We start from the raw sequence: 13,893 nt of genomic DNA, 5'->3' as shown, positions 1-13,893 counted from the left end.
GGTATCTCCCATGAAAATGTTAACCCTGCTGTTCGGGCTGCTAGTCAGTACCTTCGCAGCCACAGGAGCCGATATGTCACACGGTGCAGACAATTTTTACAAAAGCGACAAGGTCAATGCTGAGAAAGTGACCTTCAAAAACCAGTATCAGATGGATGTGGTCGGCATGCTGTTCACCCCGAAAAACGCCACACCAGGTACCAAACTCCCGGCTATTGTTATCGGGCATCCCATGGGGGCAGTTAAAGAGCAAAGCTCCAGCCTGTACGCCCAGAAACTGGCGGAACAGGGGTTTGCCACCCTGGCGATTGATTTATCCTTCTGGGGAGAAAGCGCCGGGAAACCAGGCCATCTGATTTCACCCGAAATTTATACTGATGATTTCAGTGCGGCAGTGGACTACCTGAGCACCCAGTCTTTTGTAGACCCGGAGAAAATTGGTGTGCTGGGGATTTGCGGCAGTGGTAGCTTTGCCATCAGCGCAGCCAAAATCGACCCGCGTCTGAAAGCGGTAGCTACAGTAAGTATGTACAACATGGGTGCAGCATTCCGTAACGGGCTGAACCATTCGCAAACTGTTGAGCAACGCAAAGCATTTATTGCAGCCGCCGCAGCCCAGCGCTTTAAAGAATTTACCGGTGGTGAAATTGCCTATATTCCCGGCACAGTAAACAAACTGGATGACAGCACCCCGGCCATTCAGCGCGAGTTCTATGATTTCTACCGCACTCCACGCGGTGCGTACACGCCAAAAGGTGAGAAAGCGGAGCTGACTACCAAACCAATGCTGAGCAGTATTGGTAAATTTATGAACTTCTACCCGTTCAACGACATTGAGACTATTTCGCCACGTCCGATGTTGTTTATCACCGGGGATCACGCACATTCGCGTGAGTTCAGCGAAGATGCATACAAACGTGCCGCTCAGCCGAAAGAATTGTATGTGGTGCCAAATGCCGGGCATGTAGACCTGTATGACCGCGCAGACCTGATCCCTTTCGCCAAACTGACATCTTTCTTTAAAACTAACCTGAAGTAATCTGCCACAGCCGGGGTCACCCCCCGGCTGACACACTTTGCCCAACACCTTGCCAGTAACACCTTGCGGGCAACATCCAACTACCCACTTCCATTCCGCCGACGTTTACCCATAATATAAATCGTCGTACTACTCAGAATGGAAACGCATCATGTCTTACTCCATCGGTGAATTCGCACAGCTTTGTGGCATTAACGCCACCACATTGCGTGCCTGGCAGCGCCGCTACGGGCTGCTGAAACCGCTGCGCACTGAAGGCGGTCACCGCCAGTACAACGACGATGATGTAACCCAGGCACTGAAAATTCTCGACTGGATTAAAAAAGGTGTGCCAGTCAGCCAGATAAAACCTCTGCTGGAGCGGCCAACCCAACGCCAGACCAATAACTGGCAGGCGTTACAGGAAACCATGCTGCAACGCCTGCAGGATGGCAAAATCGAATCACTGCGCCAGTTAATCTTTAATTCCGGGCGGGATTACCCAAGGCCGGAACTGGTAGCGAATGTACTGCGCCCCCTGCGCAGCCGCCTTGCGGCAAACACCGCCTCTATGATGACGCTACGGGAAGTGCTGGACGGGCTTATCATCGGGTACACCGCTTTTTGCCTGGATGGTGACCGCAAAGCACCCGGCGAAAACTATGTACTGGCGGGCTGGCAACTGGCCGACACCTGTGAAGTGTGGCTGGAAGCCCTGAAACGTTCAGGCCAGGGTAGCCGGGCAGATGTGTTGCCTGCGTCTCCAGCCATTCTGGCTCCGGCACTGTTCCCTCAGCGCCACTGGGTACTGGTCACCACCGGTAAGCTCACTCAGGCCCGGCAAAAAGATCTGGAAAAATGGCGTGACCAGGTCGCTTCCCTGGATGTCATTCTGTTGTAAAAATCCTCCGCCGTCGTTTTGCTCTGCGGCGCTCACCCGTCCCTCCAACAACCCTGTTACCCGGCCAGCATCACCTTCTTCTCTTGTGCTTCATCATCATTGCGATGGAAAAACGCCTGCTTTTTCTCACAAAAAAAATAACCTTTATCTCTTTGAAATGTAAACAAAATTAAAAATAGTTTCACAAATACTTGTACAAAAAATTAATTTTGTACAAGTATTATAAATACCAGGTCATCTACGGAAGAAGAACTTACCAAGGTAACACTATGTGCGATACCCGCTTAGTCATGGAAAACTGCATCGCGTTCTACAGAGCGCTGGATCTCCAGTCGCTCAGTAAGCTACGTGCGCTATACCACGATGACGCCCGGCTTATCGACCCGTTTGGCCAACACGAGGGCCTTTCTGCAATCGAACACTACTTTGCTCATCTGCTGGGCAACGTGACCCGTTGCTGGTTCGATGTCGACCAGCCACTGTGCGAGGGCGACCGCGCGGCACTCAGTTGGGTGATGCACTGGGCACACCCCAAACTGCGGGGTGGCGAACCACTGGCATTAGCCGGTTGCTCCATGTTGTTAGTGCGCGAGGGGCGTATTACCTGGCAACAGGACTACTACGATGCAGGTAGTATGGTCTATGAACATATCCCACTGTTGGGTATTGCGGTACGCCATGTTAAACAGCGGGTGGCATCATGAAACGGGTGCTGGTCACCGGCGCCAGCTCGGGTATTGGCGCAGGGCTGGCAAAAGCCTGGGCGGATGATGGTGTACAGGTTATCGCCTGTGGGCGCGATCAGGCCAGGCTGGATGCGCTGGCAAGTTACAGCCCTAATATCACCACACGCCAGTTTGATATCACCGATGCCCACACCTGCCAGAAGGCACTGCTCAACTGCCAGGTGGATGTCGCCGTTCTGTGCGCCGGAACCTGCGAATACCTTGACCATGGCGCTATCGATACCGGTCTGGTGGACAGAGTGATGCGCACCAACTTTCTTGGCCCGGTAAACTGCCTGGCGGCGCTGCAAACACAGCTGCAACCCGGCAGCCGTGTGGTTTTGGTCAGTTCAATGGCCCACTGGCTACCTTTCCCACGCGCAGAAGCTTATGGCGCTTCAAAAGCTGCGCTCACCTGGTTTGCCAACAGCCTGCGGCTGGACTGGGAACCCAAAGGCATTGCAGTAACCCTGGTTTCCCCCGGTTTTGTCGATACACCACTCACCCGCCGCAACGACTTCGCTATGCCAGGCCAGGTGAGCGTTGACCAGGCCGTGAAAGCCATTCGCCGCGGGTTGGCAAAAGGACGAAATCATATCGCCTTTCCTTGCGGGTTCAGCTTCCTGTTACGCGCACTGGGGTTACTCCCCGCCTGCGTACAACACATTTTATTACGCAGGATGGTACGACCATGAATATCGCCATTATCGGTAGCGGCATTGCCGGGTTAACCTGCGCCTGGCGTCTTGCCGGGCACCACCAGGTAACATTGTTTGAAGCCAGCCCCACACTCGGTGGGCATACCGCCACAGTGGATGTAGACACACACCAGGGCACCTGGGCCATTGATACCGGGTTTATTGTTTACAATGACCGCACCTACCCGCGTTTTATGGGGCTGTTAAGTGAACTGGGGATCCTGGGCCAGAAAACAGAAATGAGTTTTTCGGTGCACAACCCCATCACCGGGATGGAGTATAACGGGCACACACTGGCTTCTCTGTTTGCCCAGCGCACCAATCTGGTCAACCCCCGTTTCTGGCATTTGCTGGCGGAAATCATGCGCTTTAACCGCCTGGCGAAATCTGCGCTGCATCAGCCCGTTGGCGATGACGACACCCTGCAAACTTTTCTGGAACACCACCGGTTCAATACTTTTTTTGCCCGGCATTATATTCTGCCCATGGGTGCGGCTATCTGGTCGTCCTCACTGCAGGAAATGCGCCGTTTTCCCCTGGCGCTGTTTCTGCAGTTCTTTAACAACCATGGCCTGCTGGATATTACCCAGCGCCCCCAGTGGTATGTCGTGCCTGGTGGCTCCCGTGAATATATTCGCGCTATCACTACCCGCCTTGCCGGTTGTCTGGACATCCGCAGTAACACCCCTGTCGAACAGGTCACTCGCCACCAGGGCGGTGTAGAAATTACGGTTAACCACACTCAGGAACATTTCGACCAGGTGATTTTCGCCTGCCATGCAAACCAGGCCCTGGCGCTGCTCAGCAACCCCAGCACGGCAGAACAACAGGTGCTGGGCGCGATTGGCTGGCAGCAAAACGACGTTATCCTGCACCGTGACCGGCGCTGGTTACCGGACCGCGAGCGCGCCTGGGCCAGTTGGAATTACCGCCTGAGCAGCAACAACGCGGAGCACACCCGGGCCTGCGTAACTTACAACATGAATATTCTGCAAGGGTTACCGAAAGGCAGCCCACTGTTCTGCGTCACACTCAACCCCCCCGAGCCTATTGATGAAAACCTGGTGTGGCGGCGTTTTAGCTATGAACACCCGGTCTTTAACCCGCAAAGCTGGCAGGCTCAGGCACGCCGGGGGGAAATCAACGGCCAGCAACACAGCTGGTTTTGCGGTGCTTACTGGTACAACGGTTTTCATGAAGATGGTGTGCGAAGCGCGCTGGATGTAGTGGCAGGAATTGCCGCCACAAGGGGGCACCATGAATAGCTGCCTGTACCACGGGGTATTACGCCACCGCCGCTGGCAACCACGCCAGCACCATTTCAGTTACCAGGTATTTATGGCCTGGATTGACCTTGATGAGCTGGCGCAACTGCCGGAGGCAGGCATTCGGCTTAACCGTTGGGGAGCGGCCTCGTTTTATACTCGCGATTACCCACTGGGCGCACCTTTACGGCAAAACGTACTGGACCGGCTCGCCACACTGACCGGCCAACGGCTGGATGGCAAAGTGATGCTGTTAACCCAGTTGCGCTATTTCGGTTTCCATTTTAACCCGGTCAATTTTTACTATTGCCACAACGAACAAGGTGAGCTGCGCTGGATCCTTGCTGAAGTGCGTAACACCCCGTGGAACGAACGCCATTACTATGCGATTGATGCCATCAACACCCAACCGGTTGATAAAGTTTTCCATGTTTCGCCCTTCAACCCTATGGAGATGGTGTACCACTGGCGCTTTAACACGCCTGGCAAAACGTTGCATATGCACATTGAAAACCACCAGCAGGCGAAAGTTTTCGATGCCACATTAACGCTGGCCCGTTGCCCGCTTACCCGCAAAAACCTTCGCTACCTGTTAATCAAAATCCCACTGATGACGGTGAAAACTGTCGCCGCGATTTACTGGCAGGCGCTGTTGCTGTTGTTAAAACGCGTGCCGGTTCACTCGCACCCGGCAAACCGGAGACCCCGCTCATGACCGACCCTGTATACGCCCTTGAATCCAGTCTGCCCCATAACAGCCGGTTGGCCCGCAAAGCGTTGTTCCGGTTGCTGGCTGAGTTAAAACATGGCAGCCTGGTAATACACGAAGGTTCACAGTATCGCCAGTTTGGTGATGCCCATGCGCCGCTCCAGGCGGAAGTACACGTTCACTCTCCCCGTCTTTACTGGCGAATATTAACCGGGGGCAGTATGGCAGCCGCCGAAACCTGGATGGATGGTGAGTGGGATTCTCCTAACCTGACACAGGTGTTGCAGGTGGTGGCACTCAACAGCAAAGTACTGGGCAAACTGGAAACCGGTTTTCGCTGGCTTAGCCTGCCAGCAGAACGCCTGCGCCACTGGTTTCGCCGCAACCATCGCCGCCAGGCGCGCAAGAATATTGCCGCCCACTACGACCTGGGCAATCAATTCTACAGCGCGTTTCTTGACCGCGAACTACTCTACTCCAGCGCCCTGTTCCAGGCGCCAGACCAGGATTTGGAAAGTGCGCAGACCGCCAAAATGCAGCGTCTGTGTGAACAACTGGCGCTTACTGGCGATGATCATCTGCTGGAAATCGGCACCGGTTGGGGAGCACTGGCAGAATATGCCGCCCGCCATTATGGCTGCCGGGTCACCACCACCACATTATCCCGCGAGCAATACGATTACGCGCAGGCACGTATCCATGCTGCCGGGTTGCAGGACCAGGTCACCGTATTATTGAGCGACTACCGTGATCTTGTCGGCCAGTTCGACAAAATTGTCTCGGTGGAAATGATAGAAGCGGTGGGCAAAGCCTGGTTGCCACACTTTTTCACCACCTGCCAGCAGCGCCTGCGCCCGGGCGGCAAAATGGTGCTTCAGGCCATTACGATTCAGGATCAGCGCTACCAGGATTACAGCAACAGCGTGGACTTTATTCAGCGTTATATCTTCCCCGGCGGCTTCCTGCCAAGCCTCACCGCCATGAGCCAGTTGATGACCCGTCACACCGATTTTGTTGTGCGCAACGTGTTTGATATGGGGCCGGATTATGCCCGGACCCTGGCTCACTGGCGGCAGCGTTTTTTACAAGCCTGGCCGCGCATAGAAAGCATGGGGTTTGATGTACGTTTTCGCCGAATGTGGCTGTATTACCTCGGCTACTGCGAAGCCGGTTTTAACGCCCGCACCATCAGTGTGGTGCAAATCACAGCGGAGCGGGTATGAACAACCTGCTGCGTACCGGGCTGGCCGCGATAGCGTTCGATATCTACTGGACGCTGGTTGTGCTGTTTCGTGAACGCGGCATTTTGTTGTGGCTGGGCATGGCACTGGTGGTGTATTTCATGTTGCCACCTGGAACCCGGCGTCATGCGCTGATTATTGCACTGGTGGGTTGCGGTCTGGATACGTTCCATGTGCTCGCCGGGCGCATCGCCTTTCAGGGCAGCACACTCGTGCCTCTATGGATGGTGGCCTTATGGCTGATGTTCTCTTGTGTCTGGTCGGTGATAGCCCGCAGCCAGGCAATCCCACCCTGGTTGCTGGTTTTGTTCGCCGCCACAGGAGGCCCGCTGGCTTATTTGCTGGGTGCTTACCTGGGCGCGATGAATTTTCATGGGTCCGTCTGGCAGGCCTTAGCCTGGCTGTCCACCGGCTGGGCCTGCCTGGCACTGTTATCGTGTGGGTTACTACGCAGGAGCCAGCCATGATCTGCATGCGGAAAAGAAACAACCGGCTGAATACGCTGGCCTGTGTTATGGCGTTACTGGCATGTCTGCTGACGCCCGTGGCGACAAAAGCCGCAGACTGGTTGCGCTGGCATAATGTTGGCGCGGCCACATTTACCTGGGGGCCGTTTACGCTGTACCACGCCCACTTACTGTCCCCGGATGGCCGTTACCACGGGCTGGGCAGTGATCTGGCGCTGGTTATCACTTACCAGCGCGCTATCAGCCATACCGACCTGGTGGATGCCACCCGCGACCAGTGGCAGGCACTCGGCATTCTTCAGAATACGCCCCAAAGCACAATGTGGCTCCAGGCACTGGCACAGTTGTGGCCTGACGTCACCCCCGGTAGCCAGCTGGCGTTTGTGACCACGCAGCACCGGGGGCAATTTTGGTATCGGCCCGGTTCTGGCACACCTTTTTCACAACTCGGGCCACAGCAGTCGTCCCTGTTCAGCGAGCGTTTTCTGGCTATCTGGCTGGATCCACGCACCACTTACCCAAACTTAAGACAGCAATTAACGGGAGAAAAACCATGACACTCCTTAAACGTGCCGCACTGGCATTACTTGCCCTGCTGACCGGTTGCAGTGCCACCCTGAACGATTACCAGGGCACACAACCTCCGCTGGATATCTTCAGCTATTTCAATGGGCAAACCGAGGCCTGGGGAATGGTGCAGGACCGGAGCGGTAAACAATTGCGCCGTTTTCATGTGGAAATAACCGGCCAGGTGACTGGCGATACGCTCACTCTTAATGAACACTTTGTATATGACGACGGCGAAAAACAGCAGCGTGTCTGGCACATTCGCCGCACAGCCAACCACCAGTACACCGGCACGGCAAACGACATTGAAGGTGTTGCCGTTGGGCAGGCGGAAGGAAACGCATTTAACTGGCACTACAAAATGAATGTCACGGCAAAAGGCAAAACCTGGCTGCTAAGCTTTGATGACTGGATGTACCTGCAGGATGATCGGCATTTGTTTAACAAAACCACTATGACTAAATTCGGCTTCACCGCCGCGACGGTCACGCTGTTTTTTACTAAAAAAGCGCCATAAAACAAGGAACAGACAATGAACAGCAAACCAGAAATTGGTATCAGCGCCTGCCTCACCGGCGACACCGTGCGTTTTGATGGCGGCCATAAACGGATGCCTTTCGTCATGGATGAACTGGCAAACTGGGTAACATTCCGCCCGGTTTGCCCGGAAATGGCCGTCGGCCTGCCTTCACCCCGCCCGGCTCTTCGCCTGGTAAAAACCCCGGAACACGAAATCCGGTTGCGGTTCAGTAGTGAACCACACGAAGACATTACTGACAAAATGCAGGCATTTTCCGATAAGTACGTGAATAATATCGGCTCGTTAAGTGGTTTTATTGTCTGCGCCAAATCCCCCAGTTGCGGCATGGAGCGGGTCAGGTTGTACGATGAAGCAAACCAGCGCGGCAAAAAAGCGGGCACAGGTATATTCACCGCCACGCTGATGGCCCGCTACCCCTGGCTGCCAGTTGAAGAAGATGGTCGCCTGCACGACCCCATGCTCCGGGAGAATTTCGTGTTGCGTATTTATGCGCTGCACGAACTCAACCAGGTATACGCCAGTGGCCTGACTCGCCAGAGCCTGCTTGCTTTCCACAGCCGTTATAAACTGCTGTTACTGGCTCACCACCAGGCGGGTTACCGGGAACTGGGGCGTTTTGTCGCTCACCTGCATGAATGGGAAGACCTCGGTGCCTTTTTCACCGCCTACCGTGAAAAATTAATGGCTCTGCTGAGCCACCCAGCCACCCGACGCAACCACACTAATGTACTGATGCATATTCAGGGTTATTTCCGCGAGCAGCTCAATGCCCGGCAACGTGCGGAACTGAGAAATGTGATTATTGAATACCGCAGCGGGCAACTGCCGATTCTTGCGCCACTGACGTTGTTGCAACATTACCTGGCTGAATACCCGGACGACTATTTATCCACCCAGAAGTATTTTTCCCCGTACCCTGCACCGCTACGCCTGCGCTTGCCAGAGCATTAACTCACTTTACCACTTCACACCCCGTAACAGATTCTGCCAGGTTACGGGGTTGCAAAAGAGCGCGATGAGATCCACACTGCAAAGCACAAGGTGATGGTGTTCCACCTTACCCAACCGCCCCATTCAGGGGGCTGATGACGCCTGGCGTAACTCTTATTTCCACAAGAGGTATGTCAGGCTGGTCTTGATTCCCTGCTTTCCACGCCCGGCATGCTTCCTGATTTCAGGAACTCATTATGATACAGGTTGTTGGCCACCTTAATCCCGACAGCGATGCCATATGCAGCGCGTGGGTGACCGCCAAATGGCTGCTGCCGCAGCAAGAAGGCCGAAATGGCAAACCAGCCTTCGGGCAGGATGACACTGATGCTTACCGGCATCAGCCAGCCCGCTTGCTGCCTTCACTTTACTGGCTCCGCGCTGTGCGGCGCCAAATCCTGCACCATTCCCGGCATGCTCAGCCGGAAAAACAGCTACTTCGCTGGCTGGAAAACCCACTCACGCTCTCAGGAGGAAAACCATGACTGGCTATACCCATGCGGTGGTACTGATTCATGGCAAAGAAGACGGCGTACCATTGCTGAAACATGCACTGGTTCTGGCTCATGAATGGCATATCAAAGTGACGGTTGCTCACCTGAGTGATGACTACCGCGAACTCAATTTTGTCTCCGACAGCATGATGGACGACCCGGTCTCACAGGAAGTTATCCGCGCGAAAGCCATGTTCAGTGAAATATTCAGTGAACTCGATAACACAGATTCAGTGGATATGGACACTTGTGAACTGGTGACGCTGGGCATAAAAGACCTGCAGGCTTGTATCTCGCGGCAGGTGGCAGACCTGGTTATTGCCGGGCACCACAACCGTTTTTTAGGGCTGCTGACATCCCATTCTATGACCTATATCAACCAACTGAATGTCGACGTTCTTATCCGGCATCTGTAAGTCAAACTGACTACGAGGAAAGATTATGAGCACAACAATTGAGAAAGTTATCGCCCGCGAAATTCTCGACTCCCGGGGTAACCCAACGGTAGAAGTTGAGGCATTCAGTAGCGAAGGCCTGATGGCTCGCGCATCCGTACCTTCCGGAGCCAGCACCGGTTCCCGGGAAGCCATAGAACGCCGCGATGGCGATAAAGCCCGTTACAACGGCAAAGGTGTGCTGGGCGCGGTGGCCTCCGTCAATAATGAAATCAACGCAGCCCTGGCTGGCCTGCAGGTGTGCGACCAGCGCCAGGTGGATAACACTTTACTGGCACTGGATGGCAGCGACAATAAAAGCAAACTGGGTGCCAATGCGATTTTAGGGGCTTCCCTGGCTGTTGCACGCCTGGGAGCACTTTCCACCCGCCAGCCATTGTTCCGCTATCTGGGGGGAGCCCGGGCGAATCTGTTGCCCGTACCCTGCATGAATATCATTAATGGCGGGGTGCATGCCCGCAACCAGGGAGCAGACTTCCAGGAGTTTATGATTGCGCCCCTTGGCGCACCAGACCTTGCTGAAGCCGTGCGCCAGGGGAGCGAAGTTTACCAGGCCCTGCGCCAAATATTGCTGGATAACAACCTGTCTGCCGCAGTGGGCGATGAAGGTGGGTTTGCACCAGCCGTGTCTTCTAACCGCCAGCCACTGGAGCTGATTGTGCAGGCAATAGAAAAAGCCGGTTACCGCCCGGGGGAAGATATCAGTATTTGTATGGATCCGGCATCCAGCGAATTCTACAGCGATGGCAAATACCACCTGCGTACCGAGCACAGCGCCCTCACTGCCGCAGAAATGACAGATTACTATGCTGAATTACTGGGGCAGTTCCCGATTGTGTTACTGGAAGATGGCCTGGCGGAAGATGACTGGAGCGGCTGGCAGCACCTGAACGCCCGCCTGGGCCAGCAGATTGAGCTGGTGGGTGATGACCTGTTTGTCACCAACGTTAAATACATCCAACGCGGCATTGAAGAAAATGTGGCGAATGCCGCGCTGATTAAGCTCAACCAGATTGGTTCGCTCAGTGAAACCTTTGATGCTGTCGCGCTGTGCCAGCAGCATGGTTGGGGGGCATTTATTTCACACCGCAGTGGGGAAACCGCCGACAGCTTTATCGCGGACATGACTGTGGCACTGCGTGCCGGGCACCTGAAAACCGGCGCACCCTGCCGTGGCGAACGTGTGGAAAAATACAACCAGTTGATGCGCATTGAACAGATGCTGGGCGCAGCAGCTCAGTTTGCCGGGCCGAAAGCGTTTGTACGCCACACGGCCTGATATCAACAGCAGGCTGACTCCACGCCGGGGTCAGCCTGCCCCACTCAGTTAGTTCTCCCTTGTGCTATTTCGGCCCAAACATTGCCGCCATTTGTTGCTCATCTGGCATCCCCACCACTTGTTGCAATTCGTTATTCTGGTTGAGGTAATAAATGGCAGGCGTGGCATTGGCACCAGCTTCATCCATGAGTTGTTGATTCACCTGTAATGCCTGCACAACACTTTGCGGCGTTTTTTCTCCAGGAGCCGGTGATTTTTTCCCACCGGACTGCTCCCAGGCATCCCAGGCTTTCGCCGGGTCAGAGGCGCTGAGGATAGCCGCCGCATAGCGCCCGCTTTGTGGTTTCAGCACCGCCACCAGGCGGGTATAAAGTTGCACTTTACCGGCATCAACCCAGGGTTGCGCCGCAGCATGAAAGTGCATGCAGTAAGGGCAGAATGGGTCAGCGAACACCACCAGTTTGCGTGGCGCATCATCCCGGCCAGATTTTATCACCGGGCCCTGGATCATTTTCTTCCACAGCGCCCGGCCTTGTGGAATATACAATTCCTGTTTAAACAACGCTTCACTCAGGTTATTGCCTTTTTCATCATACAGATAACCTGAAATGGCGTGTTTTCCGTCGGGCGTCAGGTAAATCGTCACCCCCATACCCTGGTACTGACCCAGCCAGCCCTGCATACCACCAGGCCCTTTGATTTTCTTGATAATAGTAATGCCCTGGCTGGCAATGTGCGCCACCGCCGGAGGTAAGGGCTCATCTGCCTGTACCTGCATTGCACTGAATAACACCAGACAGGCGGCAATACCTGTTCTTATTTTCATGGAAACCTCTCAGGGAAAAGGGCACAACAACGCCGTGCCCGGCACACACAGCATAGCAGTGAGCCCGTTGCAGACCTTGCTATATTTTCATTCAAAATATTCGAACAATATGAGCAAATTGTTCAGCTTTTGATCGATGAGAGACGGGGCTATGATTTATCACATCAAGGCAAAACGCCTTACTAACAAACAAACCATTAAGGAATACGACCATGAATTCTGTCAAAACTTTCGTTGCAGTTGCTGCTCTTTCTGTTATGTCTTTCGGCGCTTTCGCACAAACCGTGAGTGCATCAGCATCCACTTTAGATGGTGCAGAAGCAAAAATCGCCGCTCAGGCTAAACAGGCAGGCGCTGATTACCACATTACCGAAGCATATGCGGGTAACCAGGTGCATATGACTGCAGAACTGAGCAAATAAGTTACTCCGGGCGCGGCAGGGGCCACTCTGCTGCCCGCCCTGTTTACTGACAGCGAGTTACCATTATTCCCCCTGAATAATTCCTCAATTTCTTTATTCCCACCCGGTTAATTTCCAAAACCTTAACGTGATGCTTCCCGTAACCAGCGCTCAAGCTCGCTGGCAAACTGCTGACGGTCTTTCTGGCTCAACGCCGCCGGGCCACCAGTCTGAATGCCACTGGCGCGCAACGTATCCATAAAATCACGCAATGTCAGTCGTTCGCGAATCGTCTCTTCGGTGTAACGTTCACCGCGGGGGGTCACCACCCAGGCACTTTTTGCCAGAACTTCGGCTGCCAGCGGAATATCACTGGTTACCACCAGGTCACCAGCCTCGACCAAACGCACAATCTCGTTATCCGCCACATCGAACCCACTGGCGACCCGCATGGTGCGAATAAACCGTGAAGGAGGAACCCGCAACATCTGGTTCGCCACCAGAGTGAGAGGAACCTGCGCCCGCTCTGCCGCCCGAAACAGCACTTCTTTAATCACATTGGGACACGCATCTGCATCCACCCATATAGCCGACATTCCGTTTCCTCTGGCTGTAGTCAATACACATATCTTAACGCCCTTTACCTTCTCCGCCTATGAACCAGGAAGCGAAGTTGGCGAGAGACTTTAGCCAGACTGCAAAGAAATTTTATTTTTAATCAAAAAAGATTTATTTCTGGTTAAATTATTGATGTTATCTCTTAAGCATTATATTAATAATAGATGCATACTATTTATTCAACCATCTCTTTTATAAGCATTTTCTTTCTTATTTTTTCATGTATATTACACATGCACTCATAATAAATTCTCACTCGATATTTTTTGAGCGGTTAGTTTTGTCACCTGGCCGTCATTTAAGTTGTTTAGAGTGGGTTATGTTATCCCAGATGGGCTGTGGTCGCTTTAGTTACTGATTCAGGTAACACAAGGCTCTGCGCAGCTCCAGAGCATCGTGTCTTATACACAAAGGACGCAGTTAAAATGGGGCTTATTCCCCCGTTTGATTTTTTTCATTCTTCTTATTCTGGGATTAATACGGTTTGTTCTGTGCACATAGCATTGCCTGTATAAATTTTCAGGCGAATTATTAAAATCACTTTCTAATAATTAATATGAGCATAAACAATACACAAGAAAAAACGACTGACAGCAACCCAGTCTACCGCTCAGGCAGGCAAATGCTTTGGGCTATAATTGTTTTTTTACTTATTGCACTGGGGTTAAAGCTAATTAGCTAATTCTCTCCACACGCTG

At 53.5% G+C, this 13,893-nt stretch carries 17 protein-coding genes and 1 riboswitch; of the genes, 15 read left to right on the top strand and 2 right to left on the bottom strand.

From position 1 onward, the window contains the following. Nucleotides 1–10: 10 nt before the first annotated feature. The 14 genes from MPHASIOC01_RS00810 to eno all read left to right on the top strand — a co-directional run bounded on the left by MPHASIOC01_RS00810 (nucleotide 11) and on the right by eno (nucleotide 11,350). The gene (locus MPHASIOC01_RS00810) at nucleotides 11–1,039 is read left to right on the top strand and encodes an alpha/beta hydrolase (protein WP_353613742.1); all 1,029 of its coding nucleotides are present in this window, start codon (nucleotides 11–13) and stop codon (nucleotides 1,037–1,039) included. Between the two features lie 151 nt (nucleotides 1,040–1,190). Next, nucleotides 1,191–1,919, top strand: a complete 729-nt coding sequence (locus tag MPHASIOC01_RS00805) for a MerR family transcriptional regulator (RefSeq protein WP_353613741.1) — start codon at nucleotides 1,191–1,193, stop codon at nucleotides 1,917–1,919. A 269-nt stretch (nucleotides 1,920–2,188) separates the two neighbouring features. Beyond that, a complete protein-coding gene (locus MPHASIOC01_RS00800) occupies nucleotides 2,189–2,623 on the top strand; it encodes a nuclear transport factor 2 family protein (protein WP_064597513.1) in 435 nt (144 codons plus the stop codon). After that, the gene (locus tag MPHASIOC01_RS00795) at nucleotides 2,620–3,339 is read left to right on the top strand and encodes an SDR family NAD(P)-dependent oxidoreductase (RefSeq protein WP_064597511.1); all 720 of its coding nucleotides are present in this window, start codon (nucleotides 2,620–2,622) and stop codon (nucleotides 3,337–3,339) included. The genes MPHASIOC01_RS00800 and MPHASIOC01_RS00795 overlap by 4 nt, the downstream gene beginning before the upstream one ends. Beyond that, on the top strand, nucleotides 3,336–4,607 hold the full coding sequence (locus tag MPHASIOC01_RS00790) for an FAD-dependent oxidoreductase (protein WP_353613740.1): 1,272 nt from the start codon (nucleotides 3,336–3,338) through the stop codon (nucleotides 4,605–4,607). Before MPHASIOC01_RS00795 ends, MPHASIOC01_RS00790 begins: the two co-directional genes overlap by 4 nt. Beyond that, nucleotides 4,600–5,322 (top strand): DUF1365 domain-containing protein, encoded by a 723-nt coding sequence (locus tag MPHASIOC01_RS00785; RefSeq protein ID WP_353613739.1) that lies wholly within the window; start codon nucleotides 4,600–4,602, stop codon nucleotides 5,320–5,322. Before MPHASIOC01_RS00790 ends, MPHASIOC01_RS00785 begins: the two co-directional genes overlap by 8 nt. Then, nucleotides 5,319–6,539: a cyclopropane-fatty-acyl-phospholipid synthase family protein gene (locus MPHASIOC01_RS00780; RefSeq protein WP_064597505.1), complete on the top strand. Its 1,221-nt coding sequence runs from the start codon at nucleotides 5,319–5,321 to the stop codon at nucleotides 6,537–6,539. The genes MPHASIOC01_RS00785 and MPHASIOC01_RS00780 overlap by 4 nt, the downstream gene beginning before the upstream one ends. Continuing rightward, entirely contained in the window at nucleotides 6,536–7,024 is a 489-nt protein-coding gene (locus MPHASIOC01_RS00775) for a DUF2878 domain-containing protein (protein WP_064597503.1), read from the top strand. The genes MPHASIOC01_RS00780 and MPHASIOC01_RS00775 overlap by 4 nt, the downstream gene beginning before the upstream one ends. Nucleotides 7,025–7,029: 5 nt before the next feature. Continuing rightward, entirely contained in the window at nucleotides 7,030–7,581 is a 552-nt protein-coding gene (locus MPHASIOC01_RS00770) for a hypothetical protein (RefSeq protein WP_405027784.1), read from the top strand. After that, the gene (locus MPHASIOC01_RS00765; RefSeq protein WP_064597501.1) at nucleotides 7,578–8,108 is read left to right on the top strand and encodes a DUF3833 domain-containing protein; all 531 of its coding nucleotides are present in this window, start codon (nucleotides 7,578–7,580) and stop codon (nucleotides 8,106–8,108) included. Before MPHASIOC01_RS00770 ends, MPHASIOC01_RS00765 begins: the two co-directional genes overlap by 4 nt. A gap of 15 nt (nucleotides 8,109–8,123) precedes the next feature. Then, nucleotides 8,124–9,083 carry a DUF523 and DUF1722 domain-containing protein gene (locus MPHASIOC01_RS00760; protein ID WP_353613738.1) on the top strand — a complete coding sequence of 320 codons (960 nt, stop codon included), beginning with the start codon at nucleotides 8,124–8,126 and terminating at the stop codon, nucleotides 9,081–9,083. 80 nt (nucleotides 9,084–9,163) lie between these two features. Continuing rightward, nucleotides 9,164–9,234: riboswitch (Fluoride riboswitch) on the top strand. A gap of 85 nt (nucleotides 9,235–9,319) precedes the next feature. Beyond that, nucleotides 9,320–9,607: a hypothetical protein gene (locus MPHASIOC01_RS00755; protein WP_353613737.1), complete on the top strand. Its 288-nt coding sequence runs from the start codon at nucleotides 9,320–9,322 to the stop codon at nucleotides 9,605–9,607. After that, entirely contained in the window at nucleotides 9,604–10,032 is a 429-nt protein-coding gene (locus MPHASIOC01_RS00750) for a universal stress protein (protein ID WP_064597495.1), read from the top strand. Before MPHASIOC01_RS00755 ends, MPHASIOC01_RS00750 begins: the two co-directional genes overlap by 4 nt. A 25-nt stretch (nucleotides 10,033–10,057) precedes the next feature. After that, entirely contained in the window at nucleotides 10,058–11,350 is a 1,293-nt protein-coding gene (eno, locus tag MPHASIOC01_RS00745) for a phosphopyruvate hydratase (protein WP_353613736.1), read from the top strand. A 64-nt stretch (nucleotides 11,351–11,414) separates the two neighbouring features. Here eno and dsbG read toward each other — a convergent pair whose 3' ends face one another. After that, entirely contained in the window at nucleotides 11,415–12,176 is a 762-nt protein-coding gene (dsbG, locus tag MPHASIOC01_RS00740) for a thiol:disulfide interchange protein DsbG (RefSeq protein WP_353613735.1), read from the bottom strand. A 212-nt stretch (nucleotides 12,177–12,388) separates the two neighbouring features. Here dsbG and MPHASIOC01_RS00735 point away from each other — a divergent pair, with 212 nt between their 5' ends. After that, entirely contained in the window at nucleotides 12,389–12,598 is a 210-nt protein-coding gene (locus MPHASIOC01_RS00735) for a YdgH/BhsA/McbA-like domain containing protein (protein WP_064597488.1), read from the top strand. Between the two features lie 122 nt (nucleotides 12,599–12,720). Here MPHASIOC01_RS00735 and MPHASIOC01_RS00730 read toward each other — a convergent pair whose 3' ends face one another. Further along, nucleotides 12,721–13,173, bottom strand: a complete 453-nt coding sequence (locus MPHASIOC01_RS00730; protein WP_064597486.1) for a YaiI/YqxD family protein — start codon at nucleotides 13,171–13,173, stop codon at nucleotides 12,721–12,723. Between the last annotated feature and the right edge of the window lie 720 nt (nucleotides 13,174–13,893).

Origin of the sequence: Mangrovibacter phragmitis (assembly GCF_040429585.1) — a bacterium.
GTDB classification, from domain to species: domain Bacteria; phylum Pseudomonadota; class Gammaproteobacteria; order Enterobacterales; family Enterobacteriaceae; genus Mangrovibacter; species Mangrovibacter phragmitis.
Note: the sequence above shows the minus strand (reverse complement) of the source record. Positions and strands in the feature narration are given on the sequence as shown.

Coding starts and splice junctions, on each gene's coding strand:
- MPHASIOC01_RS00810 (WP_353613742.1), top strand. CDS start 11: ATGAAAATGTTAACCCTGCTGTTCGGGCTGCTAGTCAGTACCTTCGCA.
- MPHASIOC01_RS00805 (WP_353613741.1), top strand. CDS start 1,191: ATGTCTTACTCCATCGGTGAATTCGCACAGCTTTGTGGCATTAACGCC.
- MPHASIOC01_RS00800 (WP_064597513.1), top strand. CDS start 2,189: ATGTGCGATACCCGCTTAGTCATGGAAAACTGCATCGCGTTCTACAGA.
- MPHASIOC01_RS00795 (WP_064597511.1), top strand. CDS start 2,620: ATGAAACGGGTGCTGGTCACCGGCGCCAGCTCGGGTATTGGCGCAGGG.
- MPHASIOC01_RS00790 (WP_353613740.1), top strand. CDS start 3,336: ATGAATATCGCCATTATCGGTAGCGGCATTGCCGGGTTAACCTGCGCC.
- MPHASIOC01_RS00785 (WP_353613739.1), top strand. CDS start 4,600: ATGAATAGCTGCCTGTACCACGGGGTATTACGCCACCGCCGCTGGCAA.
- MPHASIOC01_RS00780 (WP_064597505.1), top strand. CDS start 5,319: ATGACCGACCCTGTATACGCCCTTGAATCCAGTCTGCCCCATAACAGC.
- MPHASIOC01_RS00775 (WP_064597503.1), top strand. CDS start 6,536: ATGAACAACCTGCTGCGTACCGGGCTGGCCGCGATAGCGTTCGATATC.
- MPHASIOC01_RS00770 (WP_405027784.1), top strand. CDS start 7,030: ATGCGGAAAAGAAACAACCGGCTGAATACGCTGGCCTGTGTTATGGCG.
- MPHASIOC01_RS00765 (WP_064597501.1), top strand. CDS start 7,578: ATGACACTCCTTAAACGTGCCGCACTGGCATTACTTGCCCTGCTGACC.
- MPHASIOC01_RS00760 (WP_353613738.1), top strand. CDS start 8,124: ATGAACAGCAAACCAGAAATTGGTATCAGCGCCTGCCTCACCGGCGAC.
- MPHASIOC01_RS00755 (WP_353613737.1), top strand. CDS start 9,320: ATGATACAGGTTGTTGGCCACCTTAATCCCGACAGCGATGCCATATGC.
- MPHASIOC01_RS00750 (WP_064597495.1), top strand. CDS start 9,604: ATGACTGGCTATACCCATGCGGTGGTACTGATTCATGGCAAAGAAGAC.
- eno (WP_353613736.1), top strand. CDS start 10,058: ATGAGCACAACAATTGAGAAAGTTATCGCCCGCGAAATTCTCGACTCC.
- dsbG (WP_353613735.1), bottom strand. CDS start 12,176: ATGAAAATAAGAACAGGTATTGCCGCCTGTCTGGTGTTATTCAGTGCA.
- MPHASIOC01_RS00735 (WP_064597488.1), top strand. CDS start 12,389: ATGAATTCTGTCAAAACTTTCGTTGCAGTTGCTGCTCTTTCTGTTATG.
- MPHASIOC01_RS00730 (WP_064597486.1), bottom strand. CDS start 13,173: ATGTCGGCTATATGGGTGGATGCAGATGCGTGTCCCAATGTGATTAAA.